Annotated in this window: 22 protein-coding genes; 10 read left to right on the forward strand and 12 right to left on the reverse strand. The window is 71.0% G+C overall.

Annotated elements, in window-relative coordinates; genetic code table 11:
* Window positions 1-61 precede the first annotated feature (61 nt).
* From O1G22_RS35180 to O1G22_RS35190, 3 genes are all read right to left on the reverse strand, one after another.
* Complete coding sequence (locus tag O1G22_RS35180; protein ID WP_270084985.1) at window positions 62-241, reverse strand: hypothetical protein; 180 nt, start codon at window positions 239-241, stop codon at window positions 62-64.
* 109 nt (window positions 242-350) lie between these two features.
* On the reverse strand, window positions 351-1226 hold the full coding sequence (locus O1G22_RS35185; protein WP_270084986.1) for an undecaprenyl-diphosphate phosphatase: 876 nt from the start codon (window positions 1224-1226) through the stop codon (window positions 351-353).
* A gap of 91 nt (window positions 1227-1317) precedes the next feature.
* Window positions 1318-1797, reverse strand: a complete 480-nt coding sequence (locus O1G22_RS35190; protein ID WP_270084987.1) for a winged helix-turn-helix transcriptional regulator — start codon at window positions 1795-1797, stop codon at window positions 1318-1320.
* A 136-nt stretch (window positions 1798-1933) separates the two neighbouring features.
* Between O1G22_RS35190 and O1G22_RS35195 the strand changes: the two genes are divergently transcribed.
* Window positions 1934-3103, forward strand: a complete 1170-nt coding sequence (locus O1G22_RS35195; RefSeq protein ID WP_270084988.1) for a thiolase family protein — start codon at window positions 1934-1936, stop codon at window positions 3101-3103.
* A gap of 3 nt (window positions 3104-3106) precedes the next feature.
* Here the strand turns inward: O1G22_RS35195 and O1G22_RS35200 are convergent, their stop codons facing one another.
* Together O1G22_RS35200 and O1G22_RS35205 are read right to left on the reverse strand one after the other, a co-directional pair.
* Window positions 3107-3823, reverse strand: a complete 717-nt coding sequence (locus tag O1G22_RS35200) for a TVP38/TMEM64 family protein (RefSeq protein ID WP_270084989.1) — start codon at window positions 3821-3823, stop codon at window positions 3107-3109.
* Window positions 3824-3893: 70 nt separating this feature from the next.
* Window positions 3894-5042: a glutathione-independent formaldehyde dehydrogenase gene (locus O1G22_RS35205; RefSeq protein ID WP_270084990.1), complete on the reverse strand. Its 1149-nt coding sequence runs from the start codon at window positions 5040-5042 to the stop codon at window positions 3894-3896.
* 327 nt (window positions 5043-5369) lie between these two features.
* Here O1G22_RS35205 and tuf point away from each other — a divergent pair, with 327 nt between their 5' ends.
* Window positions 5370-6548 carry an elongation factor Tu gene (gene tuf / locus O1G22_RS35210; protein ID WP_270084991.1) on the forward strand — a complete coding sequence of 393 codons (1179 nt, stop codon included), beginning with the start codon at window positions 5370-5372 and terminating at the stop codon, window positions 6546-6548.
* Entirely contained in the window at window positions 6549-7394 is an 846-nt protein-coding gene (locus O1G22_RS35215) for a spermidine synthase (RefSeq protein WP_270084992.1), read from the forward strand.
* Window positions 7395-7541: 147 nt separating this feature from the next.
* On the opposite strand, the gene O1G22_RS35220 is transcribed toward O1G22_RS35215, so the two are convergent.
* Complete coding sequence (locus O1G22_RS35220; RefSeq protein WP_270084993.1) at window positions 7542-8558, reverse strand: DUF8017 domain-containing protein; 1017 nt, start codon at window positions 8556-8558, stop codon at window positions 7542-7544.
* Between the two features lie 321 nt (window positions 8559-8879).
* Between O1G22_RS35220 and O1G22_RS35230 the strand changes: the two genes are divergently transcribed.
* The 5 genes from O1G22_RS35230 (at window position 8880) to O1G22_RS35245 (ending at window position 13375) form a co-directional block, all read left to right on the forward strand.
* A complete protein-coding gene (locus O1G22_RS35230; RefSeq protein WP_270084994.1) occupies window positions 8880-9332 on the forward strand; it encodes a DUF4442 domain-containing protein in 453 nt (150 codons plus the stop codon).
* Between the two features lie 360 nt (window positions 9333-9692).
* Window positions 9693-9896 (forward strand): hypothetical protein, encoded by a 204-nt coding sequence (locus tag O1G22_RS45130; RefSeq protein WP_487416686.1) that lies wholly within the window; start codon window positions 9693-9695, stop codon window positions 9894-9896.
* 151 nt (window positions 9897-10047) lie between these two features.
* Window positions 10048-11589, forward strand: a complete 1542-nt coding sequence (locus O1G22_RS35235) for a circularly permuted type 2 ATP-grasp protein (protein WP_270084995.1) — start codon at window positions 10048-10050, stop codon at window positions 11587-11589.
* Window positions 11586-12518 (forward strand): alpha-E domain-containing protein, encoded by a 933-nt coding sequence (locus O1G22_RS35240; protein WP_270084996.1) that lies wholly within the window; start codon window positions 11586-11588, stop codon window positions 12516-12518. The genes O1G22_RS35235 and O1G22_RS35240 overlap by 4 nt, the downstream gene beginning before the upstream one ends.
* 2 nt (window positions 12519-12520) lie before the next feature.
* Complete coding sequence (locus O1G22_RS35245) at window positions 12521-13375, forward strand: transglutaminase family protein (protein WP_270084997.1); 855 nt, start codon at window positions 12521-12523, stop codon at window positions 13373-13375.
* A 262-nt stretch (window positions 13376-13637) separates the two neighbouring features.
* On the opposite strand, the gene eutC is transcribed toward O1G22_RS35245, so the two are convergent.
* The 5 genes from eutC to O1G22_RS35270 all read right to left on the reverse strand — a co-directional run bounded on the left by eutC (window position 13638) and on the right by O1G22_RS35270 (window position 19320).
* On the reverse strand, window positions 13638-14420 hold the full coding sequence (gene eutC, locus O1G22_RS35250) for an ethanolamine ammonia-lyase subunit EutC (protein WP_270084998.1): 783 nt from the start codon (window positions 14418-14420) through the stop codon (window positions 13638-13640).
* On the reverse strand, window positions 14417-15850 hold the full coding sequence (gene eutB / locus O1G22_RS35255; protein ID WP_270084999.1) for an ethanolamine ammonia-lyase subunit EutB: 1434 nt from the start codon (window positions 15848-15850) through the stop codon (window positions 14417-14419). Before eutB ends, eutC begins: the two co-directional genes overlap by 4 nt.
* Window positions 15851-15896: 46 nt before the next feature.
* Window positions 15897-17456 (reverse strand): APC family permease, encoded by a 1560-nt coding sequence (locus O1G22_RS35260; protein ID WP_333492428.1) that lies wholly within the window; start codon window positions 17454-17456, stop codon window positions 15897-15899.
* Window positions 17457-17638: 182 nt separating this feature from the next.
* Window positions 17639-18307, reverse strand: coding sequence for a response regulator (locus tag O1G22_RS35265; RefSeq protein WP_270085000.1), 669 nt, complete (start codon window positions 18305-18307; stop codon window positions 17639-17641).
* Window positions 18304-19320, reverse strand: coding sequence for a sensor histidine kinase (locus tag O1G22_RS35270; protein ID WP_270085001.1), 1017 nt, complete (start codon window positions 19318-19320; stop codon window positions 18304-18306). The genes O1G22_RS35265 and O1G22_RS35270 overlap by 4 nt, the downstream gene beginning before the upstream one ends.
* 299 nt (window positions 19321-19619) lie before the next feature.
* On the opposite strand from O1G22_RS35270, the gene O1G22_RS35275 reads away from it, so the two are divergent.
* Window positions 19620-20402, forward strand: coding sequence for a rhomboid-like protein (locus O1G22_RS35275; RefSeq protein WP_270085002.1), 783 nt, complete (start codon window positions 19620-19622; stop codon window positions 20400-20402).
* Window positions 20403-20482: 80 nt separating this feature from the next.
* On the opposite strand, the gene galU is transcribed toward O1G22_RS35275, so the two are convergent.
* Window positions 20483-21436 carry a UTP--glucose-1-phosphate uridylyltransferase GalU gene (gene galU, locus O1G22_RS35280; RefSeq protein ID WP_270085003.1) on the reverse strand — a complete coding sequence of 318 codons (954 nt, stop codon included), beginning with the start codon at window positions 21434-21436 and terminating at the stop codon, window positions 20483-20485.
* 237 nt (window positions 21437-21673) lie between these two features.
* Between galU and O1G22_RS35285 the strand changes: the two genes are divergently transcribed.
* A complete protein-coding gene (locus tag O1G22_RS35285; protein WP_270085004.1) occupies window positions 21674-23641 on the forward strand; it encodes an RICIN domain-containing protein in 1968 nt (655 codons plus the stop codon).
* Window positions 23642-23647: the final 6 nt, after the last annotated feature.

The raw sequence follows: 23647 nt of genomic DNA on the forward strand, positions 1-23647 counted from the left end.
TGGCCGGCGAAACGCCGGCGCATCTGCTCGCCCAGGGCGTCCAGGGGGCGGCGGGTGCCGCTCAGGCCGCCTCGATGACCTCCCCGCGGATCGCCGCGGCCCACTCGACCACCAACAGCTCGTATTCGGCGCGCTCCTGGGCGGACAGGGTGCCGCCCGCGCGCAGCCAGAGCGCCCGGATCTGCTCGTTCACCTCGGCGGCAGACCGCACGGAACCAGGGGTCGGGAATTCGGGGGACATGCGGACAGCCTAGGGGCAAGCACTGACACTGCGCTACCGGGCGGCTACGCAGAACGTATGGGCTTGGTCACCGTCGACAGGATCGTCTCCGGTGCCCGAACTGCCGCTGTCAGCTTGCCGGTTCGGCCGCGTGCGGGCTCAGTACGTCGGCCGAGACCAGGGCGATGATGACGACGCCGAGGGCCACGCGGTACCAGACGAACGGCATGAAGCTCCGGTGGGAGATCCACTTCATGAACCATGCGATCACCGCGTATCCCGAGGCGAAGGCGATGGCCGTCGCGAACAGGGTCGGGCCCCAGGACACATGGCCCCCGCCGACCGAGTCCTTCACCTCGAACACGCCCGAGGCCAGCACCGCCGGGATGGCCAACAGGAAGGAGTAGCGGGCCGCGGCCTCCCGGCGGTAGCCCATGAACAGGCCGCCGCTGATGGTCGCGCCGGAGCGGGAGACGCCGGGGATCAGGGCACAGGCCTGGCACAGGCCGAAGATCAGGCCGTCCCTGACGCCCAGGTTCTCCAGGGACTTGCGCTGCTTGGGCACCCGGTGCCGGCCGCCGGTCTCGTCCCGGGCGGCCAGCCGGTCGGCGATGCCGATGACCAGGCCGACGACGATGAGCATCGTCGCGGTGATCCGCAGATCGCGGAACGGGCCCTCGATCTGGTCCTTCAGCGTCACGCCCAGCACGCCGATGGGTATGGAGCCGACGATCACCAGCCAGCCCATCCGTGCGTCGTGGTCCCGGCGCGCCGCCTTGCTGAAAAGCGACCGGAACCAGGCGGCGAGGATGCGGCCGATGTCCTTGCGGAAGTAGATCAGCACCGCTGCCTCGGTGCCGATCTGGGTGATCGCCGTGAAGGCCGCGCCGGGGTCCTCCCAGCCGGAGAAGGCCGCGGTCAGCCGCAGATGCGCGCTGGAGGAGACGGGCAGGAATTCGGTCAGCCCCTGGACGAGTCCGAGGATGAGGGATTCGAACCAAGACATGGAGGTAATGCGTCCAGTGCTGTCGGGTAAAGAGGTGATCAAATGACGAGGGCAGCGTAGCGGGCCCTCGCGACAGCACGGACGCGGGGGGTCACGCCACGGCCGGGCCCTTGAGCGTCCAGCCCGGGGCCTGGGGGTGGGCCGTGAGGTCCTCGTGGTGGACCTCCTCACCGCAGGCCTGGCAGGTGACGACCGGGACCAGCGCGTGGCCGCAGGTGTGCTCGACGACCATGGGCAGGTCCGTGCCCTGGCGCAGGTGACGGTCGCCCCATTCCTTCAGCGTCATCAGGACCGGCTCCAGCTCCAGGCCCGCCGCCGTCGCCCGGTACTCGAAGCGCTGCGGCCGCTCGCTGTAGACGCGCTTGGTGAGGATCCCGGCGTCCACGAGCCGCCGCAGCCGGGCGGCCAGGATGTCGCGCGGGGCGCCGATGTTGCGCACGAGCTGGTCGAAACGGCCGTTGCCCAGGCAGACCTCCCGCAGGACGAGCAGGGAGTACTTCTCGCCGACCAGCGCGAGGGCGTCGGCGATGGAGCAGGGGCGGGCGTCTTGCGTGGTCTTCCGGGCGGCCATGAGGACCAGTCTAGAGGAGGGTTTGATTTTCCAACCCTGCGAGCTATGGTGAGTTTGGATTTCCTACTCACTGGTAGCTGCCGTAGCCCGCGGAAAGCGGTCCACGGACAGCCAGGCGGCCAAGGAGGCCCGCGCCATGCGCGACGCAGTGATCGTCGAAGCGGTACGCACCCCCATCGGCAAGGGCAAGCCGAACGGCTCCCTCGCCCACGTCCACCCCGTGCAGCTCCTCGCCCACACCCTGCGCACCCTGGTCGAGCGCTCCGGCGTCGACCCGGCCCGCATCGACGACGTCATCGGCGGCACCGTCGACCAGGTCGGCGAGCAGGCCATGAACACCACCCGGTACGCCGTCCTCGCGGCCGGGTTCCCCGAGTCGGTCCCGGCGACCACTGTGGACCGCCAGTGCGGCTCCTCCCAGCAGGCCGTGCACTTCGCCGCGCAGGGCGTGATCTCCGGCGCCTACGACCTCGTCGTCGCCTGCGGGGTGGAGTCGATGAGCCGGGTGCCGATGTGGTCCAACGTGCCCGAGGGAAAAGACCCGTTCGGGCCCGGCGTCGCCGAGCGCTACCCGGAGGGCCTGGTCCCGCAGGGCATCAGCGCCGAGCTGATCGCCGCCAAGTGGTCCCTCACGCGGGCGCAGATGGACGAGTTCGCCGTCTCCTCGCACCACAAGGCGGCCCAGGCATGGGCGAACGGCCTGTTCGACGCGGAGATCGCCCCGCTCGACGCCGTCAGCCGCGACGAGTGCGTACGGCCCGGCAGCACCCCGGAGATCCTCGCCGGCCTCAAGCCCGCCTACCACGACCCCGGCTTCGCCGAGCGCTTCCCGCAGATCGAGTGGAACATCACCGCGGGCAACGCGAGCCCCGTCAACGACGGCGCCTCCGCCGTCCTGATCACCTCCGGCGAGACCGCGGCCCGCCTCGGCCTGCGCCCGCTGGCCCGCCTGCACAGCTTCGCCGTCACCGGCTCCGACCCGCTGCTGATGCTCACCGGGGTCGTCCCGGCCACCGAGAAGGTGCTGCGCAAGGCCGGGCTGAGCATCGACGACATCGACCTCTTCGAGGTCAACGAGGCCTTCGCCAGCGTCGTACTGGCCTGGCAGCAGGAGACCGGCGCCGACCTGGCCCGGGTCAACGTGCACGGCGGCGCCATCGCCCTCGGCCACCCGCTCGGCGCCAGCGGCACCCGCCTGACCACCACCCTGGTCCACGCGATGCGCGGTCGCGGCGCTCGCTTCGGCCTGCAGACCATGTGCGAGGCGGGCGGACTCGCCAACGCCATGATCCTCGAAGGAGTCTGACCTCTACCGGCCGCGCAGGTGGTGCCGCTTGCGCCAGGCCACCACCGTGCCCAGCAGCGCCGGTACGGCGATACCGGCCATCGCGATCAGGAAGGCGGGGGAGGTCGGTGCCGAGGCGCGGGCGCCGGCGACCGCGTAGGCGGCGGTGTTCGGAATCGACCCGACCGCCGTGGCCAGCAGGAACGGCCACCAGCCCATGCGGGAGACGGCCGCGCAGTAGTTCGCCGCCCAGAACGGCACTCCGGGGAACAGCCGGGCCGCCAGCATCGACCGGAAGCCGTGCCGGCTCAGCTGCCCGTCGGCCGCCGTCAGCCAGCGGCCCCGCAGCAGCGGACGCAGCGCGCCCTGCCCGAGGAGCCGGCCGAGTCCGAAGGCCACCCCGGCCCCGAGCACCGTGCCCGCCAGCGCCGTCGCCAGCCCCAGCTGGGAGCCGAACAGCGCGCCCGCCGCCAGGTTCAGCAACGGCCGCGGCACGAACGCCACGGTGCACAGCCCGTACGCCGCCCCGAACACCAGGGCCGCCGCGGCCCCGCCCAGCTGCGGCGGCCAGCCGTGGGTCAGCAGCCGCTGCGGCTCGAACACCAGCACCGCCGCGCCGGCCCCCGCCAGCAGGGCGAGCAGCAGCGACAGCCGGGCGTACGGGGACAACAGCGCGCGGGTGCAGCGGGCGGCGAGTCCCGGAGAGGCCATGGCGGTGCCAGAGCGGTGGGCATCGAGCATCCGGTGACATTAACCGACACACGTGTGTGATCGCCGTCAGGGGTCTCCCCGCAGTGGGAGATCCCTTCGCTCACGCGGCGAGCGCGTGACCGGGGTGCAGGACCACCTTGGTGTAGCCCTCGATCCGCTTGTCGAACTTCTCGTACGCCTGCGGCGCCTGGTCCAGCGGCAGCTCGTGGGAGACCACGAAGCTCGGCTTGGCCCGCCCGGCGATGATCAGGTCGCGCAGCTGGCGGTTGTACCGCTTGACGTTGCACTGGCCGGTGCCCATCTGCTGGCCCTTCTCGAACATCTTGCCGATGGAGACGAGCAGTTGGCCGTGCCTGGCGTGATCGTCGGGTCCGCCCGGGTCGGACGGCACGTACAGGCCCGGCACGCCGAGCATGCCGGTGGGCCGGACCGTCTCGACGAGTTCGTTGAGGACGATCGCGGGCTCCTCGTGGCTGGCGTCGTGCGCCTGGGCCTGGTAGCCGACGGCGTCGACGCCCTTGTCGGTGCCCTCGCCTCCGGTCTGTTCCTTGATCTGTGCCGCCGGGTCGCCCTTGGTGAAGTCGATGGGGATGGCGCCGATCCCCTCGGCCTTGGCGAGCCGCTCCGGCACCCGGTCGACGGAGAAGACCTTCGAGGCACCGCGCAGCAGCGCCGAGTAGGCGGCCATCAGGCCCACCGGTCCGGCGCCGTAGACGGCCACACTCTCACCGGGGGACACCTGGGCGAGTTCGCAGCCGTGGTAGCCGGTCGGGAAGATGTCGGCCAGCAGCACGAAGTCGGTCTCGAAGTCGGTCACCGGCAGCTTCAGGCAGTTGAAATCGGCGAACGGCACCCGCAGCAGTTCGGCCTGACCGCCCTTGTACGGGCCCATCGCCACATAGCCGTAGGCCCCGCCGGCGAATCCGGGGTTGACCGTCAGGCAGAAGCCGGTCTTCCCGGCGAGACAGTTCTTGCAGAATCCGCAGGCGACGTTGAAGGGCATCACGACCCGGTCGCCCTTGGACAGGGACGTCACACCGGCGCCGACCTCCTCGATGATGCCGAGGTTCTCGTGTCCGAAGACGATGCCCGCCTCGGCCGCCGTACGGCCCTCGTACATGTGCAGGTCCGAGCCGCATATCGCGGACGACGTGACCCGTACGAGCACATCGTTGGGGTGCTGGATCCTGGGATCCTCGACATCCTTCACCTGCACGCTGAAGGGTTCTTCGTAGACGACGGCTTTCATCTGTGTCACCTCCGCGTCGAGCGCTGCCCGTACCTCCAGGCAACGCCCGTACGAAGGGGCACGCAACCGGCGCCCGCCGCGAAAATCGTTCGACGCCGGGCACCGCGTCGGCGATGATCGACCCCATGTTCCGGTACGCCTTCCTCCTCGCAGCATCCGCCGTCGCGGATGCGCCGAAGGCTGCCGTCCCGCTCCTCGTGGCCGCTGCCGACGGCGCCCGAAGCTGACCCTCTCCGGAACGTCCGGCGGACCCCGCAGGGGGAGGGTCGGCCAGTCCCCGGGGTCCGGATTTCTCCCTTCACGGCTGAGAGGCTTCGAGGTACAGCCATGTCCAAAACGGCCTACGTGCGCACCAAGCCGCACCTGAACATCGGCACCATGGGTCATGTCGACCACGGCAAGACCACCCTGACCGCCGCCATCACCAAGGTCCTTGCCGAGCGCGGCACCGGCACGTTCGTCCCGTTCGACCGGATCGACCGGGCCCCGGAGGAGGCCGCCCGCGGCATCACCATCAACATCGCGCACGTCGAGTACGAGACCGACACCCGGCACTACGCCCACGTGGACATGCCGGGCCACGCCGACTACATCAAGAACATGGTCACCGGCGCCGCGCAGCTCGACGGGGCGATCCTCGTCGTCTCCGCGCTCGACGGGATCATGCCGCAGACCGCCGAGCACGTGCTGCTCGCCCGGCAGGTGGGCGTGGACCACATCGTCGTCGCGCTCAACAAGGCGGACGGCACACAGGACGAGGAGCTGATCGACCTGGTCGAGCTGGAGGTCCGCGACCTGCTCACGGCGCAGGGCTACCCCGGGGACGCCGTGCCGGTCGTACGGGTCTCCGGGCTCCGGGCGCTGGCGGGCGACCCGCGCTGGACGGCGTCGATCGAGGCGCTGCTCGACGCGGTGGACACCTACGTGCCCATGCCCGAGCGGTATCTGGACGCGCCGTTCCTGCTGCCCGTCGAGAACGTGCTCACCATCACCGGCCGGGGCACGGTGGTCACCGGCGCGGTGGAGCGGGGCACGCTCCGGCTGGGGGACCGGGTGTCCGTGCTGGGCGCCGACATCGAGACCGTCGTCACCGGGCTGGAGACGTTCGGCAAGCCGATGGCGGAGGCCCAGGCCGGGGACAACGTGGCGGTCCTGCTGCGGGGCGTGCCCCGGGACGCCGTCCGGCGCGGGCACGTCGTGGCGGCCCCGGGGAGCGTCGTGCCGGCCCGACGGTTCTCGGCGCGGGTGTATCTGCTGTCGGGACGCGAGGGCGGACGTACGACGCCGGTCGCGAGCGGGTACCGGCCGCAGTTCTACATCCGCACGGCGGACGTGGTCGGGGACGTCGACCTCGGTGAGGCCGGGGCCGCCCGGCCCGGCGACACCGTGGCGATGCGTGTCGAGCTGGGACGGGAGGTTCCCCTGGAGCCCGGTCTGGGGTTCGCCATCCGTGAGGGCGGGCGGACCGTGGGGGCGGGGACGGTGACCGATGTCCACAATGGATGAGTGAACGAATCGATACCCGTGCTCCGCACCACCGACCACGGCACCGCCAAGCTCATGCCCGATGTCGACCGTGCGCGGGCCTGGCTGCTCACGGTCGACGGGGCGCCGCAGTCGTACGTCGATCTCGATGATCCGGCACATCTGGAGTTCGAGTACGCGCGGCGGCTCGGGTATGTGCTGGATGCCGTGGCCGAGGCCGGGCGGGCGCTGGACGTGGTGCATCTGGGCGGGGGCGCGCTGACGCTGCCGCGGTATGTGGCGGCCACCCGGCTCGGCTCACGGCAGGACGTCGTCGAGGCCGACGCGGGGTTGCTGGACCTGGTCGCCGAGCATCTGCCGTTGCCGGCCGGCTCGGGTGTCGCACTGCACGCGGCCGACGCCCGGGCCTGGCTGGAGGGGGCGCCGGACGATCACGCCGACGTGCTGATCGCCGACGTCTTCGGCGGCTCCCGGGTGCCCGCCCATCTCACCACGCTGGCCTACGCCCGTGCGGCCGAGCGGGTGCTGCGGGCGGACGGTGTGTATCTGGCCAACCTGGCCGACCAGGCGCCGTTCGCCTTCCTGCGGTCCCAACTGGCCACGTTCGCCGAGCATTTCGAGGAGCTGGTGCTGATCGCCGAGCCCGGTGTGCTGCGCGGGCGGCGGTTCGGCAACGCGGTGCTGGCCGCCTCGCACCGGCCCCTGGACATCGCCGCCCTGGCCCGGCGCTGCGCGGCGGACGCGTTTCCCGCGCGGGTCGAACACGGGGCGGCGGTGCGGGAGTTCATCGACGGCGCGCGGGCGGTCGAGGAGGCGGACGCCGTGCCGTCGCCCGAGCCCCCGGCCGGGGCGTTCGGCATCGGCTGACGCCGTGGACCGGGGCCGCAGGGCCGGCGAAGTCGGCCTTTCCGGGCACCCGTTGCAGGTTCGCTTCGAGGAGGGCGAGCGTGACGCGGTGTCAGGGGCATCGGCGACCTTGCCCCACGCGACGTGGGGCAAGGGCCGAAGCGGTGGTCATGAGTGCGACGGGGTCCCGTGGAGCCGGATCGTGCTCATGATCTCCATGACCGTCTTGTCCGGCACTTCCCCGGTGACTCCCGTGGCGCCGTAGAAGTCCCAGGACACGTAGTCGTCCTGAGAGTTCTTGAAGCCGAAGGTGACGGCCTTGCCGTCGCTGGCGCACTTCGACTTGCCCTTCTGCGGGCTGTTGTGCGACCGGGCCCAGGCGTAACTGCCGGCGATGCCCGAGTTCGTTGTGAACTGCGTGGCCTTCTTGTCGTAGGTGATGCTCTTCTTGTCCGGCTGGGTGTAGCCGCCGTAGACCCACCAGGCCGGTGTGTTGACCGCGACCTGGTCCGCGCTGCCGGCACCGCTGGCGCCCTTGGAGCCCACGGCTGCCAGCGAGGTGTCCTCCAGGCGGCCGTCGTGGTTGTCGTCCGCGGAGCACCACTTGGGCTGGTCCTCGGCGGTGCCCGACATCACGATGATCGGCTTGGTGCCGTCGCCCTTGTTGTCCGTGAACCCGATCTCCATGTCGGGGGACTGCACCGTCCAGTTCGCGGGCACGTCGTAGGCGATGCCCCACTTGGGGTTCACCACGACCTTCCAGCCGGCGATGGTGGGCTTCTCCGTGTTGACGCCGCGCGGGTCGTCCGTCACGGACGGGGTGGGCGAGGGCTGGGCCGTCGGCGACTGGCTCGCGTGCACGCCCTTGCCGGCCGTGTCGTCCTTCTTGCCGCCCTTGCCGAGGACGAGGTATCCGGTCACGCCGGCGGCGACCACGACCGCCGCGGCCGCGACGATCGCGATCACCTTCGTACGGCCGCCGCCTCCGCCCTGCGGCGGCTGCGGAACCGGCACGGTGGGCGGCTGCGGCTGCCCCCACTGCGGCTGCTGACCGTACGGGCCGCCCTGCGGGTACTGCTGGTACCCGGGCTGCTGGTACGGGTTCGGCTGCTGGTAACCCGGCTGCTGATACGGGTTCTGCTGCGGGTTCGGCGCGCCCCCTGGCGGCTGCTGATCTGGCCACATGGCCAGTAACCCTAGTGCCGCCACGGACACGATTCGGTCACCGGCCCTCGTCAGGGTCGTAGCGAAGTGCGGCCGGGCGCGGATCCGTGCTGGTCAGTCTCTGCTACCCGCGAGCGACATGTCGGTCATGAGCGCAGACCAGATGTCGATCGGCGAGATGCTCGCCGCCGCCGTGCCCATGGCGCGGACGCTGAACCCGCGTTCCGGACTGAATTGAACATCCCGGTTGTGGAGCGGGTGTGTGACCCGGGAGCTTCTTCCGGCCGGGGGGTGGGGTGTGGGGGCTGGCCAGCAGTGCTACTCGTCGGTAACATCTGGCTCATGACTGTTGAGAGCGCCTCGATGGGCGAGATGCTGGCCGCTGCGGTTCCGATGGTGCGGACGCTGAACCTGGAGTTCGTCGAGGTCACCCCGGAGCGTGCCGTGCTTCGGCTGCCGGACCAGCCGGACTTCCACAATCACATCGGCGGCCCCCATGCCGGCGCCATGTTCACTCTGGCCGAGTCCGCCAGTGGTGCCATCGTGCTCACGGCCTTCGGTGATCAGCTCTCGCGCGCGGTGCCGCTCGCGGTGCGGGCGGAGATCGACTACAAGAAGCTGGCCATGGGGGCGGTGACGGCCACGGCGACCCTGGGGCGCCCGGCGGCCGAGGTCATTGCCGAACTCGACGCGGGCGGGCGGCCGGAGTTTCCGGTCAGCATCGCCGTTCAACGCGAGGACGGGGCCGTCACGGGTGAGATGACCGTGGTGTGGACCTTGAGGCTGAACGGCTGAGGGGTTGTGCGGCTGACGGCGGCTTCTGGTGGGTCGGGCTGAACCTTCGGATCCGGGTCGTATCGACCGAAGCTGAGTCGTCTGAATTGCGGCTGTTCGGAGTGCTGTGAGTAAGAGCGGCGCGACATCGACGGCCGACTGACGGAGCTCAGGCGCAGTCCGCTGCGGCGGACGAGCGATCTCGTCGAATCCTGGTTGCTGCTCACCGCCTGGATCGGGGGAGTGCTGGGTGGCGCGACCGCCGGTGTGGTAGCCGCGATGGTGGCGGACCGGGGCTTCGAGAACGATCGTTCCGGCCGCCGGGAGGTGGTGGCAGTCCTCTCGGAGGACGCCCGGTAAGCGGCACCCGTGCACGCGGACGTGAGCACCAACCCCCGTGCGACGGTCCGGTGGACGACACCCGACAGCCGCACACGCACTGGTCGGGCCGAGGTGCCCGCGCATGCCTTTGCGGGGATGCGTGTGCCTGAGTGGACGAGATGCGCAGCAGAGTTACCCCGGACCCTGCTGCGCAACCGCGGGACGCGGCCGGTGCTGCCACGGGAGGCGCACGGGGACCTGTGACCAGATGAGAGGCGACTCAGGCCCAACATCCGACAATCCGCGCTCAGAGTGCACCTGAGACTTTGGCACCCCACAGGCTGGGCGGCCGCGAGTGCACTGCCGGAAATCACGTAGAGATCGTCGCGTTACGAGCCGCACTTAATGTCCCCTCATGGCGGATATATTTGACGCGTACGCGTTGGCCGACGCGTGGGACGAGATGTTTGTGCGGCCGGGTGAGGTCAGGACCGCCTATGAGCCGGTACTGGCGGCGCTCCAGCCGATCGCACCGAGTGAACTGCGTTTCAAAGCCGACCAGATGGCCCGGTCGTTCACCGACCGTGGTGTCACCTACGCCTTCGCCGGCGAGGAGCGGCCGTGGCCGCTGGACCTCGTGCCGCGCATCCTCGACGCCCTCGAATGGGATCTCATACAACGCGGCGTCGGCCAGAGAGTCAGGGCCCTGGAGGCCTATCTCGCCGACGCCTATGGTCCCTGCTGTGCCTTCGAGGACGGCGTCGTGCCCTGGCGGCTGCTCCTCAACTCCCCCCATTTCCACCGGGTCGCACACGGAATCGAGCCTCCCGGTGGTGTGCGCATCCACGTCGCCGGCATCGACCTCGTGCGCGACGAGGCCGGGGACTTCCGGGTGCTGGAGGACAACGTACGGGTGCCCAGCGGGGTGTCGTACGTGATCGAGAACCGGCGTGCGATGACCCGCATCTTCCCCTCCCTCTTCGCCGAGCAGCACGTGCTGCCCGTCGACGGTTACGGGCACCGCCTGCTGGCCGCCCTGCGTGCCGCCGCGCCCGACGGGACCGCCGACCCCAGGGTCGTGGTACTGACCCCCGGGCCCAACAACGCGGCCTACTTCGAACACGCCCTGCTCGCCCGGCTGATGGGCGTGCAGCTGGTGGAGGGGCACGACCTGCTGTGCCGGAACAACCGGGTGTGGATGCGGACCACGCGCGGCGAGGTGCCCGTCCACGTCGTGTACCGGCGTCTGGACGACGACTTCCTCGATCCGCTGCACTTCCGGCCCGACTCGGTGATCGGCTGCCCGGGGATCATGAACGCGGCGATGGCAGGCAACGTCACGCTCGCGAACGCCGTCGGAAACGGGATCGCGGACGACAAGCTGCTCTACACCTACGTCCCGGATCTGATCCGGTACTACCTGTCCGAGGAACCGGTCCTGCCCAATGTGGAGTCCTACCGGCCCGATGAACCGGGGCAGTTGGAGGCGGTCCTCGACCAGATCGAGCAGCTCGTGGTCAAGCCCGTGGACGGAGCGGGCGGTCAGGGCATCGTCATCGGGCCGAAGGCCGATCCCGACACCCTCGAACGCACCCGCAAAGCCGTCATCGCCGACCCGCGCGGCTTCATCGCGCAGCGGCCCGTCGCCCTGTCCACCTCTCCCACCCTCGCCGGCGAGGGCATGGCGCCGCGCCACATCGACCTGCGCCCGTTCGCCGTGCACGACGGCAACGATGTCTGGGTGCTGCCCGGCGGCCTCACCCGCGTCGCCCTCCAGGAGGGCAACCTGATCGTCAACTCCAGCCAGGGCGGCGGCTCCAAGGACACCTGGGTGCTCGCCGAGGGCCCCGCCGAGCGGCCGGCCTCCGTCGGCTCCGGTGATCTGCCCGAGGTCGCTCCCCGCCAGCTGGGTCCCGACGGCACCACCACGGTCGTACAGGAAGGGGCGCAGCAGTGAACGACGTGATCCTCTCCCGGATAGCGGAGGCGCTGACCTGGACCGGGCGGTACGTCGAGCGGGCGGACGCCACCGGCCGGATCCTCGACGCCTATCTGCACCGCATGCTGGAGGACCCCTGGCGCGACGAGGACGCGGCCTGCCGGTCGCTGTACGCGATCCTCGGCGTGGACGCGGGGGCGGAACCGGTCGACATGCAACAGGTGCTGGACCAGCTCGCGTTCGACGCCCGCTCGACCGGTTCCATCGAGGGTGCGCTGGGCGCCGCCCGGCTCAATGCCCGCAGCGCCCGTGAGGCCGTCTCCTCGGAGATGTGGGAGTGCCTCAACTCCACCTGGCACGCTCTCGCCGACCAGCGGCTCGCGGCCCGCCGTACGGGTCCGTACGCCTATCTGGAGCTCGTCCGGCGCCGCGCGGCCCTCTTCTTCGGGCTCGCCGACTCCACGATGAGCCGGGACGACAGCTGGCGGTTCGTCATCCTGGGCCGGAGTCTGGAGCGGGTCGACATGACCGTGCGGCTGCTGAGCGTGCGCGTGCTGGACGCAGCGCACGCGCCGGACTGGCCGACGCTGCTGAGCGCGAGCGGCGCCGACGAGGCGTACGCGCGCGTGTACGGCGGTTTCGGCGACACCCCGCGCGTGGCCGAATTCCTGCTTCTGGACCGGGACTTCCCACGCTCGGTGCTGCATGCACTGACCACGGCCGAGGAGTGTCTGACCGCGCTGGGCCGCCCGCGCCAGGACCCGGCACGCCGCCCGATCGGCCGCCTGCGTACCCGCCTGGAGTACCTGGACTCGCAGGCCCTGGAGGAGCAACTACCGGTTCTGCTGCGGGACTTGCAGCAGGCTTGCATGACGTCCGCCGACGCGGTGGCGGAACGGTTCTTTCCGTACCAGGGGGCCGTCGAGTGGGCCCAGGAAGGGGCGTGAGCGTGACCGGCAAGGGAATCCGCCGCCTCCGCATCCGGCACGTCACCCGCGTCTCCTACGCGCAGGCCGCCGTCTCCTCGCACAACGAGGTCCGCATGACCCCGCTGACGCTGCCCGGCCAGACCACTCTGGACGGTCGGGTGACCGTCGGCCCGGCGGCCGCGACCTGGTCGTACTGGGACTACTGGGGCACCCAGGTGACCGGCTTCGACCTGATGGACCCGCACTCCGACCTCACCATCACCGCGTCCAGCCTGGTCGAGACGGCCCGGCCCGGTCCGCTTCCCGGGCCGCTCGGCTGGGCGGAGGTGGCCGAACGCACCGCGCGCTCCCGTCTGCTGGAGTTCGCGAACCCGACGGTGCGTACGACGGTCCCGGCGGAGCTGATCGCACATGCGCGGGAGGTCACGGCGGGCCTCGACCCGCACGAGACGGCCGTCGCCGTCGCCTCGCTGGTCGCCGACCGGGTGTCGTACCTGCCCGGCACCACCGGCGTGACCACCTCCGCCGCCGAGGCCTGGGAGCAGGGCACGGGCGTCTGCCAGGACATCGCCCACGTCACCCTCGCCCTGCTGCGGGGCCTGGGGCTGCCGTCCCGCTATGTCTCCGGCTACCTGCACCCGGAGAAGGAGGCCGAGCTCCACCGCCCGGTCGCCGGGCAGAGCCACGCCTGGATCGAGTACTGGGCGGGCGACTGGTGCGGCTACGACCCGACCAACCGCACCCGCGCCGACGAGTCCCACGTGGTGGTCGGCCGCGGCCGCGACTACGACGACGTGCCCCCGCACAAGGGCGTGTACCGGGGGGTTGCGGGCGGGCCGCCGGAGGTGACCGTGGAATTCACACAGGTTGCCTGAACGCGACGGAGGGCCGGGAACCACTCCCGGCCCTCCGGACGACCCCTTCATGGCGCGTCACCCGACGCCGAGCAGGTCGGGCGAAGTCCGCTGCGGTTCGGCAGCGCCCTGAAGGGGCGCGGGGCTGTGTCTGATGTGCGGCTCCGCCGCGAAGGGAGTACCTCCCTGCTCGAACGAAGTCGAGAGCTCGGGGGAACGACTGGCCACGACGGCGCCGCAGACGATCGACGGCACATCGTGGCACGGCCGGCGGGGCGCTTGGTCAGCTCTCCAGTGCAGCGGCCTCCTTGACGGCCACTCCGCTCCGCCCGCCGGCCATCAGTGCCTCCACCAGCCCGACGATCCGGCTCGCGGCTTCCCGCACCGGAATCCCCGCGCCGTGGATGTTGGAGAGGAGGTTGCGGTTCGCGTCCGTGTGCCCGGGACGCGGCCGGTACGCCAGGTACGCGGAAAGGCTTTCCGCCGTCGCAAGACCCGGACGTTCACCGATCAGCAGCACGACCACCGCCGGGTCCAGCAACTCCCCGATCTCGTTGAGCACTCCGACCCGGCACTGCCGCACCACGATCGGACGGCCGACGGACCAGCCGCGCGTCGCGCAGCCCTCGTGCACCAGTGGCAGCAGAGCCGGCACCTGGGCGTGTACGGCGGTGGAGGACAGCCCGTCGCCGATCACGAGCTGCACGTCCGGGCCGGGTCCGTGCTCGGCGCGGATCGTCTGCCGCGCCTGCGGGGTGAGGCGCCGGCCCAGGTCCGGGCGGCGCAGGTAACGGTGCCGGGACTCGGCCATGGTGGCGACCACCGTCCAGGGGAAACGGTCGGCCAGCTCGGCCATCCCGGGGGCGTCGAGGTCCAGCGGCGTCGAGACCGCGTCCCGCGCGGCCGCATGGTCGCCGCGCAGGGCCAGCAGGGTGGCGGTGGGGTAGGAACTGCCCGCCCGGCCGGTGAAGATACGAGCGGGGGTCGCCGCGCGCAGCCAGGCAGCGGTTCGCTCCGCGGGCGTCAGCCCGGCCGAAGGGGCGGAGAGCTCCAGATGCTCCGTCACGCCACACCTCCGGGGAGGAGTTCGCGCAGGGCTCCACTGCCCTCCAGCGCGGAGGCGAGTTCGGCCAGGCTGGTCGGCAGGGCGTGCGCTCCGCCGCCCGGGCGGCCGTCGGAGCGGATGCCCATCTCGGCCAGCCAGACCTCGAACTCCGGAGCGGTGCGCAGCCCCAGCGTCCGGCGGACACTCACCACGTCGTGGTAGCTGGTGGTCTGGTAGTTGAGCATCACGTCGTCCCCGGCCGGGATGGCCATCACGAAGGTGCACCCGGCGGAGGCGAGCAGCACCAGCAGGTTGTCGTTGGAGTTCTGATCGGCGTCCGCGTGGTTGGTGTAGCAGACGTCCACGCCGGTCGGTACGCCCATCAGCTTGCCGACGAAATGGTCCTCCAGGCCCGCACGGGTGATCTGCACAGAGTCGGCCAGGTACTCCGGCCCGATGAAGCCGACCACCGAGTTGACCAGGAACGGGTCGTAGAGCCGGGCCACCGCCTGTGCCCGCGCCTCCAGGGTGAGCTGGTCGACGCCGTGGTGGGCCTCGGCGGACAGCGCACTGCCCTGGCCGGTCTCGAAGTACATCACCTGATCGCCGGCGAACTCGCCCGCCCGCTCGGCGTGGTGGGCGAGCACAGCCTCCCGGCCGCGGGCGAGCAGGCCGAGGTCGATGCCGAAACTCGCGTTGGCCGCCTCCGTCCCGGCGACCGACTGGAAGAGCAGATCCACGGGTGCGCCCGCCTCCAGTGCGGCCAGCTGGGTGGTGATGTGCGCCAGCACGCAGGACTGGGTGGGTATGCCCAGGCGGGCGATCAGCTCGTGCACGCCGCGCAGCACCTCGCCGATCACCTGCACGGACTCGGTGGCCGGGTTGACGCCGATCATCGCGTCGCCACAGCCGAACGCCAGGCCGTCCAGCGCGGACAGCATGATGCCGCGCACGCCGTCGGTGGGGTGGTTGGGCTGGATGCGAGAGCCGAAGACGCCCGCACCGCCCATGGTGTTGCGGCAGCGGGTGGTACGGCGCAGCGGGGCAGCCGCCACCACCAGATCCAGATTGCTCATCAGCTTGGCGCAGGCCGCGGCGATCTCCGGGGTGATCGCCGCGTGCAGCCCGCCCGACCAGCGCTGCCGGAAGCCGGGCTCCAGGACCGACTCGCGCAGTTCACCCACGGTGAGCGAGGCGATCTCCGCGAAGCGCGCCGGGTCGGCGGGCACGGAGACCGCCTCCGTCACCGCGTCCTCCACGACGGCGGTCGCGGCGATCTCGGCCAGCCGCACGTCGGCCAGGGCGAGCTTGGCCGCCACTCGCTCCCGCTCGCTGCGTGCGGCGAGCCCGGCGAGCTGGTCACCCGACTTCACCTCGTTCGCCTTGGCCAGCAGCTCGGGCAGCGTGGCGAACGTGAACCGCTCGCCACGCAGAGTGCTGCGGTAGACCATACTGTCAACCTCTCCGAACTCTCTCTGCGGTACGCATGAGGGGCTTTCAGCGCTCGTGGGACTCGGCCAGAACGGTGCTGCCGATCTGCTCGTAGCGCGCCCGGTCGGTGGACCGGAGCACGAGCGCGACCACCGCGCCCAGCACGCCCACACCGATCACCAGGTAGGGGGTGAGGGTGTAGACGGGGCTGTTGGAGGCGGCGCCCGCCGCGAAGGAGAGGTTGCTGAACAGCAGGTAGACGACGTAGGCCATGCCCGCCGCACCCACCGCCGGACAGAGCAGCGTCCGCCACCAGCTACGGGTCTCCGGGTGGCGCTTGCCGCCGTGGAAGTACCAGATCACCGAGACGGAGCAGATCGCCTGGACGATGAGGATCCCCATCGTGCCCATGATCGCCAGCAGGCCGAACTCGTAGTAGTACGGCACGTCCGGTGCGGCTTTGCTGGGGGCCTGGAAGAGGAAGAAGTACAAGGTGATGAGCAGGGTGATCACGGACTGCACGATCGAGGCGACCCACGGGGACTTGTGCTTGTCGTGGGTGGCGCCGAGCGGGGTGACGGCCTTGTGCAGGCCCTCGCGGCCGATCGCGTAGAGGTAGCGGGAGGCCGAGTTGTGGAAGGCCAGCGCACAGGCGAAGGAGCCGGTGACGGTCAGGACCTGGTAGAGGTCCTTGGCCCAGACACCCACGAACTTCTGGGTGATGCCGAAGAAGAGGTCGAAGGGGTTGCCGGTACCGCCCTGGGCGATGGTGACGGCGTTGTGCGCGCCGTTGCCCGCGATGGTCATCCAGGAGACGAAGGTGTAGAGCGCGCCGAGCGCGATGACCACGAGCAGGGTGGCGCGCGGGATGATCCGGGTCGGGTTGCGGGACTCCTCACCGTAGACAGCAGTGGTCTCGAAGCCCACCCACGACCAGAAGCCGAAGAACAGGCCGATCGCCACGCTGCCGCCGGCCACCGCGGTGAAACCGCCTGCCGGGTCGAGGGAACCGGCCATCAGCCCGTCGGGGCCGCCGCCGTGGAAGAGCACCGAGCCGCCCATCAGCAGCAGGATCAGTACCTCGGCGACCAGGAAGACTCCCAGCACCTTCCCGGAGAGCTCGATGTCGAAGTAGCCGAGTACCGCGATGGCGAGGATGCCGAAGAGCGCGTAGACGATCCAGCTCAGTTTCGGCCCGCCGAAGGTCTCCACGTCCGTCTTGAAGAAGGACGCGAAGATCCCGATCAGCGAACCCTCGAAGACCACGTAGGCAAGGGTCGCGATGAGGCCGCTGGCCAGCCCGGCGACCCGGCCCAGGCCACGGGTGATGAAACCGTAGAAGGCGCCGGTGGCGGTGATGTGCCGGGCCATCGCGGAGTAGCCGATGGTGAAGATCACCAGAACGGCGGTGCAGAAGATGAAGGTGGCCGGGGTCCCCGTGCCGGCTCCGGAGCCTATCGCGATGGGCACGTTGCCCGTCATGGCGGTGATGGGAGCAGCCGTGGCCAGCACGGTGAAGACGACGCCCCACATGCCCAGTGCCCCGGTGCGCAGGCGCTTGGGCTCGGGGGTGGCGCCCGTGCCGGGATCGCCGAGGGGCGTGTGGGCGGATTCTGTAGTAGTCACGCGATCTGGCTCCGGATGTTGCGCTGGGCGGTGTAAGTGCCCGATCGTCGCGAACCCTCTTTACGGAATGCGGCGGCCGCCGTTTCGTCTTCGTTAAGCAGGGCGAAGGAGACATATCTCACGGATTGCACTGACCGAGGCCTGGACCTCCTGCCCGGCAACTGGCTCCTGCTCGTCCTGCTTCAACGACGTGCGGGCCCGACCAGTCCGCTTTCGTAGGCGGCGATGACGAGTTGGGCCCGGTCCCTGGCCCCCAGCTTCGTCAGCAGATGGCTGACGTGGGTCTTGACCGTGCCAACGGTCAGATACAGCTCGGCTGCGATTTCGTTGTTGGACAGGCCACGTGCGATCAGGCCCAGCACGTCACGCTCGCGGCCGGTCACCCCGTCCAGGGCATGGGTGACCGGGCCGGGGTAACCGGGGCGGCGGACGTAGGTCTCGATGAGCCTGCGGGTGACGCCGGGTGACAGCAGCGACTCCCCGGTGGCGATCACCCGCACGGCGTCGATCAGGCGTGCGGGTGGAGTGTCCTTGAGGAGGAAGCCCGCGGCGCCTGCGCGGAGCGCCTCGAAGACGTACTCGTCCAGGTCGAAGGTGGTGAGCACCAGGACGTGGACGGGCACCGGAGACGGGCCGCCGAGCAGCGTGCGGATGGCCTCGATGCCATTGAGCCCGGGCATCCGGATGTCCATCAGGGCCACATCGGGGCGCAGTTCGCGGATCACCCTGACCGCCTGGGTCCCGTCGGCCGCCTCGCCGACGACCTGGAGATCGTCTTCCGACTCGATCAGCACCCGGAACCCCGCACGCACCAGCGTCTCGTCGTCCACCACGACGACGCGCACCGTCATGCGCACTCCAGATCGGCGCCCACGGGGAACTGGGCTGTTCGCTCGTCCGTGGCGTACGGCAGCCGGGCGGTGACGCGAAAGCCGTGCGGCGAGAGCGGGCCCGCGTGAACCTCGCCGCCGTAGAGGGCGGCGCGTTCCTTCATGCCGGTCAGACCGTGGCCCTCGGTGATCGGGGTGGTCGTGCGGCCGGCTCCGGCATCCACGACCGTGAGAGAGACCTCACCCGGCGCGTAGGCGACCGTCGCCCGGGCCTGGCCGGTGCGGGCATGCTTGACGACGTTGGTCAGGGCTTCCTGCACGATGCGGTAGGCGGCGCGGTCCAGACCTCGGGGCAGGGCGTCCGGGTGACCGCTGATCGTCAACTCGACCTGGACACCGGCCCGTCGGGTCTGTTCGAGGAGCGTGTTGAGGTCGTCCAGGCCGCCGGGCAGCCATTCGGCACCGTCGTGATCGCGCAGGACACCCAGCAGTGAACGCAGCTCTCCCAGGGCTGCCCTGCTCGTCGTCTCGATCGCGGAGAGGGATTTCGCGGCCTCGTCAGGTCGGTTGCCGATGACGTGGTGGCCGACGCCCGCCTGGACCGCGACGATGCTCAGGCTGTGCGCGACGACGTCGTGCAACTCCCGGGCGATGCGCATGCGTTCCTCGACGAGGAGGAGCTGTGCCCGCTCTTCGGCCTGCTCGACCAGACCTCGGGTGTAGGCGCGACCCTGTCTGGTGGACCATCCGATCGCCCAGGCAGCGGCCTCGACGATGAGGACTTGGATCATCCCCGGCAACCCCCAGGAGTGCCCTGTCATGCCCTGCAGAGGGATCATCAAGGCGAGTTGCGCGGCGCCTGCCACCGCGCCCGCGTACGCCGCGACACGCGCGGGCCGGGTGACCGCCACCTCGTACACCAGCAAGGCAGTCGCCACGATCCCCGACAGGCCGACCGCGGCCTCGGTGGCCATCGTCACCGACGCCACCGCCAGTGCCGGCAGTGGCAGCAGCCGCCGGACGGCGACAGCCAAGACCAACGAGCACGTCAGCACGGCCTGCCATGCCGGCCAGCCCGTGCGGTGCGTGCCAAGCGTCCACCACAAGACGTTCCATGCCATCAGGGCCATGGACAACAGCACATCCAGCCCGATCAGCTGATTCGGAGTCAGCCCCCTGGCGGAGGACACCGCTTCATGTCTCACCATCATGCGTCGCACACATCCGACCGTAGCCGGGAGGGCGATCATCCGCCTCTGTCCAGAGACAGAGATCAGCCGGTCAGTCCGTGGCCAGATCCGCGGGGCGGGCACCCTCTGCCAGGGTCGGCCACATGGATCTCTCCCGGACCCCCGCCCGCCGATGGCTTTCCCCTGTGCCCTGCGGCTTCGCCCTGCTCGCCGCCGCAACGTCCCTGATGTACGGCGGTGATCACGCGGTGAACGCCTGGGCCTCGACCAACCTGGCCAATATGGGAGATCACCCTGTGGAGGCGCTCATCGCCTCCGCCTTCCTGTTCGGCGCCGATCCCTGGGCGTGTCTGCGCAGCATCGCCCTGGCCGGGGCCATGCTGGCGTTTCTCGTCATCCGCTTCGGCAGCATGCGGGCGGTCGCGCTGATCGCGGCCGGCCAAGTCCTCGGCACACTGGTGAGCGAAGGGCTGCTGGCAGCGCGGATCGCGGCGGGCCAAGCCGACCCGGCGCTGCGTGCGACGCTGGACGTCGGCCCGTCCTATGTGATCGTCTCGGCCCTGGCCGCTGTGGTGGCAGCGGGAGCCCGGCGGTGGCACCGGTGGACCGCCCTCGCCGCGCTCGCGGTGCGCGCACCGCACATCACGAGCGGCCTGACCACGCTGGGAGTCACTCCCGTCGGCCACGTGACAGCACTGTCCACCGGCATGCTGCTGACATGGGCTCTGCGGTCGTCCGACGCCCGCCACCTGCACCGACTGACGTCACGCGCAGCACCGCTTCAGACCGAGGGGGGTACCAATGGTCGTGTACCTTCTGTGATCCGGCCACCAGCACAGCGTCGGTTCACACCCCACGACAGGCTGGATGGGACGGGGGCGAGCCAAGTACCCCCTTCGAAACGCACTGGGGCGCTTCCTCCCTGACCGGCACCGCGCCTGTTCCCAGCAAGGACGAGGGCTGCCATGAGGCCCTGTTGTTCCAGCCTTGCTATGGCCGGGCCCGCTCAGGCGGCCCGGTACCGCTCGCCGTCGCCGGCCGCGCCCTCCTCCAGGCCGGCCACGAACTCCCTGAGCCAGCGCCGGAATTCGGGGCCCAGGTCGGGCCGGTCGCAGGCCAGCCGGACCACTGTGCGCAGGTAGTCCGCCTTGTCGCCGGTGTCGTAGCGCAGACCGCCGAAGACGACCCCGTGCACGGTGCCGCCCGCCGCGAGGTCCTGGAGGGCGTCGGTCAGCTGGATCTCGCCGCCGCGCCCCGGCGGGGTGCGCTCCAGGACGTCGAACACGGCCGGGTCCAGGACATAGCGGCCGATGACCGCGTACCGGCTGGGCGCGGTGCCCGGCGCCGGCTTCTCCACCAGCCCGCTCACCCGTACGACACCGTCTTCGCCGGTCGGCTCCACCGCCGCGCAGCCGTAGAGATGGCTCTGCTCCGGATCGACCTCCATCAGCGCGACCACACTGCCCTCGTGCCGCTCCCGCACCTCCAGCATCCGGCTGAGCAGGGTCTCGCGCGGATCGATGAGGTCGTCGCCGAGCAGCACGGCGAAGGGCTGGTCGCCCACGTGATGGCGGGCGCACAGCACGGCGTGGCCGAGGCCGAGCGGGTCGCCCTGGCGGATGTGGTGGATGTCGGCGAGCCGCGCGGGATCGCGTACGGCGTCCAGGCGCACGGTGTCGCCCTTCGCGGCCAGCGCCTGCTCCAGCTCGAAGGCGTGGTCGAAGTGGTCCTCGATGGCCCGTTTGTGTCGCCCGGTCACCATCAGGATGTCGTCGAGACCGGCCGCGGCGGCCTCTTCGACCACGTACTGGATGGCCGGCTTGTCGACGACCGGCAGCATCTCCTTCGGTGTGGCCTTGGTCGCGGGCAGGAACCGGGTGCCGAGCCCGGCGGCGGGTACGACGGCCTTGCGGACCGTGCGGGGCGAGGCAGGGGTCGCGGTGGGGGTGGGGGCGATCATGCGGCCCATGTTGGGGCACCCGGATGAGAGTGCACCCGGAGAAACATGGGAACCGGCTGTGGATGCGATACCGGCGGTAACTCTTGTGTTGTCCGCCGAATGTGAAAGCCGGTCAATCCAGCTTCTTGTTTCCTGTGAGACGCGTGTGCGAAGGTGAGCCTCCCCGCGGGCACTTTCACTGCTTTCCGACAGAACGGCATTTCGCATGCTGTTCTGCGGCTGGAAGGAAATGGTTCCGTGCAGTCCCCTTACCCCCCACGCCCGCCGTATCCGCCCCTGCCCGGTCCGAGCGGGGAGTCCGACCGTGAGCTCGTCGCCCGGCTGACCGGCCCCGACAGCGCCCGCCACCACTCCGTCGCCCTGCTGCTCGCCCGCCACTGGCGGGCCGCCCGCGACTACGCCATCGTCTGCCTGGCCGCCGCCGGACCCGCCGCACCGCTCGTGGCCACCGCCGCCTTCCACCAGGTCCTCGCCCGCATGGCGGGCGGAGCCGTCGGCGGCGCCCTGCGCCCGCAGCTGCTCGTCGCCGTCCGCGACACCGTCCGCGCCTGGGCGGCGGACGACGGAACGTGCGCGACTCTGCCGGAACTGCGCCGACCCACCGGCGGTCGCGGACTGCGCGCCACAAAGCCCGGAACGCCGGAAAGGCGACAGCTCGCCGAACGCGCATTCCGGGCCCTTCCCAGCGCCTCGCAATGCCTTCTGTGGCACACCGAGGTGGAAGCGGAGCCGATAAACATACCAGCTGGTCTGCTGGGCATCGCCCCGGCCACCGCGACGGCCGCCCTGGAACAGGCACGCGAACAATTCCGCGCGGGTTGCGTACGCGCCCACAGAGAACTCGCGCCGACGAAGGAATGCCGCTTCTACAACCGGCTCCTCGACATCCCCATGCGCCGTGGCGGCGCCCTGCTGCCGGATGTGCGGCACCATCTGACGCTCTGCCCCTACTGCCGGCGCGCCGCCGACACCATCGGCCGGTTCGAGGGCGGGCTGGACCTGCTGCTCGCCGAGACCGTGCTCGGCTGGGGCGCCCGCCGCTATCTCGACTCGCGCCCCGGGCGCGGCGCCGTCGAGGAGTGGCCACTCGCACCGGTGCCGGAGGCGGTACGGGCGAGAGCCGGCGGCCGTCATCGCACCGGCCCCGTGGGCCGCCGCCGTACGGCCGTCCTCGTCGGCGCCGGACTGGCCTCGCTCGCGCTGCTCGCCACCGTCCTGGTGGTCAGAAGCTGGTCCGATGACAACGGTGTCCCGACGCCCGGCGCCACATGGGGTGCCCCCGCGGGGCACACGGCCCGTCCGAGCGGCACGGGCACCTCGACGTCCGCCGTGTCGGCCGCCTCGGCGGGCCCGGGCGGCTCGGGCGACGCCCCCGGCCCGGATGGCTCGGGGGGCTTGGGCGGCTCGGGCGGCGGTCCCGTCGAGATCGCTCACGGCAGCCTGCGCGCACTCGCCTCCGGGCGCTGCCTGGACGTGCGCGGGGGCCGCGCCGAGGCGGGCGTCGGACTACGGCTCGCGCCGTGCTCGTCCGCCGTCTCGCAGCAGTGGTCGTACCAGGACGACGGACTGCTGCGCAGCGCCGCCGACCCGTCCCTGTGCCTGGCCGCCGACCCCGGGACGAGGAGCGTGGTGCTGGCCGGATGTCTCGTGCACGCCGGAGAGGTGGCCTACGACATCACCGTGCGCGGCGAGATCCTGCTCCGCCGCACCGAGGGGCTCGCACTCGCTCCGGGGGCGGGTGGAGCGGCGGACGGGGTGGGGCTGGCGCCCAGGGACGGGTCGACGGGGCAGCGGTGGGTGCTGGAGCCGGGCGGGGATGCGTCGGGACGGCCGGACGGGTCGTCGGTGGCGCCGGGCGCGGCGGGCTCGCCAGGGGTGCCCGATGCTGCGGGGGCCGGGCAGCCGGGGCGGCCGCAGGGGGAGGGCGAGGTCGGCCGACCGGGGGTGCCTGAGGTGCCAGGGCGGACAGGGCCGTTGGGGCAGCCGGGGCAGCCGGGGCAGCCGGGGCCGTCCGGGGGCGGGGACGAGGGCGGGGGTCGGGACGGGTACGAGCCCCGGATCGCCCAGGTCCGAAGCGACCCCGGGCAGGGCCGCACCGGGGTCGTGTCGCCCGGCGGTGCGGTGCCCGCGGTGGGCGAGGTCCTTCAGCAGGTCACCGACCGGATCGCGCCCGCACCGGCGGCCGAGGGGGTGCTGCTCGGCTGATGCGCC

The sequence above is a fragment of the Streptomyces camelliae genome, assembly GCF_027625935.1.
In the GTDB taxonomy this organism is placed as follows: Bacteria; Actinomycetota; Actinomycetes; order Streptomycetales; family Streptomycetaceae; genus Streptomyces; species Streptomyces camelliae.

Coding starts and splice junctions, on each gene's coding strand:
- O1G22_RS35180 (WP_270084985.1), bottom strand. CDS start 241: ATGTCCCCCGAATTCCCGACCCCTGGTTCCGTGCGGTCTGCCGCCGAG.
- O1G22_RS35185 (WP_270084986.1), bottom strand. CDS start 1,226: ATGTCTTGGTTCGAATCCCTCATCCTCGGACTCGTCCAGGGGCTGACC.
- O1G22_RS35190 (WP_270084987.1), bottom strand. CDS start 1,797: ATGGCCGCCCGGAAGACCACGCAAGACGCCCGCCCCTGCTCCATCGCC.
- O1G22_RS35195 (WP_270084988.1), top strand. CDS start 1,934: ATGCGCGACGCAGTGATCGTCGAAGCGGTACGCACCCCCATCGGCAAG.
- O1G22_RS35200 (WP_270084989.1), bottom strand. CDS start 3,823: ATGCTCGATGCCCACCGCTCTGGCACCGCCATGGCCTCTCCGGGACTC.
- O1G22_RS35205 (WP_270084990.1), bottom strand. CDS start 5,042: ATGAAAGCCGTCGTCTACGAAGAACCCTTCAGCGTGCAGGTGAAGGAT.
- tuf (WP_270084991.1), top strand. CDS start 5,370: ATGTCCAAAACGGCCTACGTGCGCACCAAGCCGCACCTGAACATCGGC.
- O1G22_RS35220 (WP_270084993.1), bottom strand. CDS start 8,558: ATGTGGCCAGATCAGCAGCCGCCAGGGGGCGCGCCGAACCCGCAGCAG.
- O1G22_RS35230 (WP_270084994.1), top strand. CDS start 8,880: ATGACTGTTGAGAGCGCCTCGATGGGCGAGATGCTGGCCGCTGCGGTT.
- O1G22_RS35235 (WP_270084995.1), top strand. CDS start 10,048: ATGGCGGATATATTTGACGCGTACGCGTTGGCCGACGCGTGGGACGAG.
- eutB (WP_270084999.1), bottom strand. CDS start 15,850: ATGGTCTACCGCAGCACTCTGCGTGGCGAGCGGTTCACGTTCGCCACG.
- O1G22_RS35265 (WP_270085000.1), bottom strand. CDS start 18,307: ATGACGGTGCGCGTCGTCGTGGTGGACGACGAGACGCTGGTGCGTGCG.
- O1G22_RS35275 (WP_270085002.1), top strand. CDS start 19,620: ATGGATCTCTCCCGGACCCCCGCCCGCCGATGGCTTTCCCCTGTGCCC.
- galU (WP_270085003.1), bottom strand. CDS start 21,436: ATGATCGCCCCCACCCCCACCGCGACCCCTGCCTCGCCCCGCACGGTC.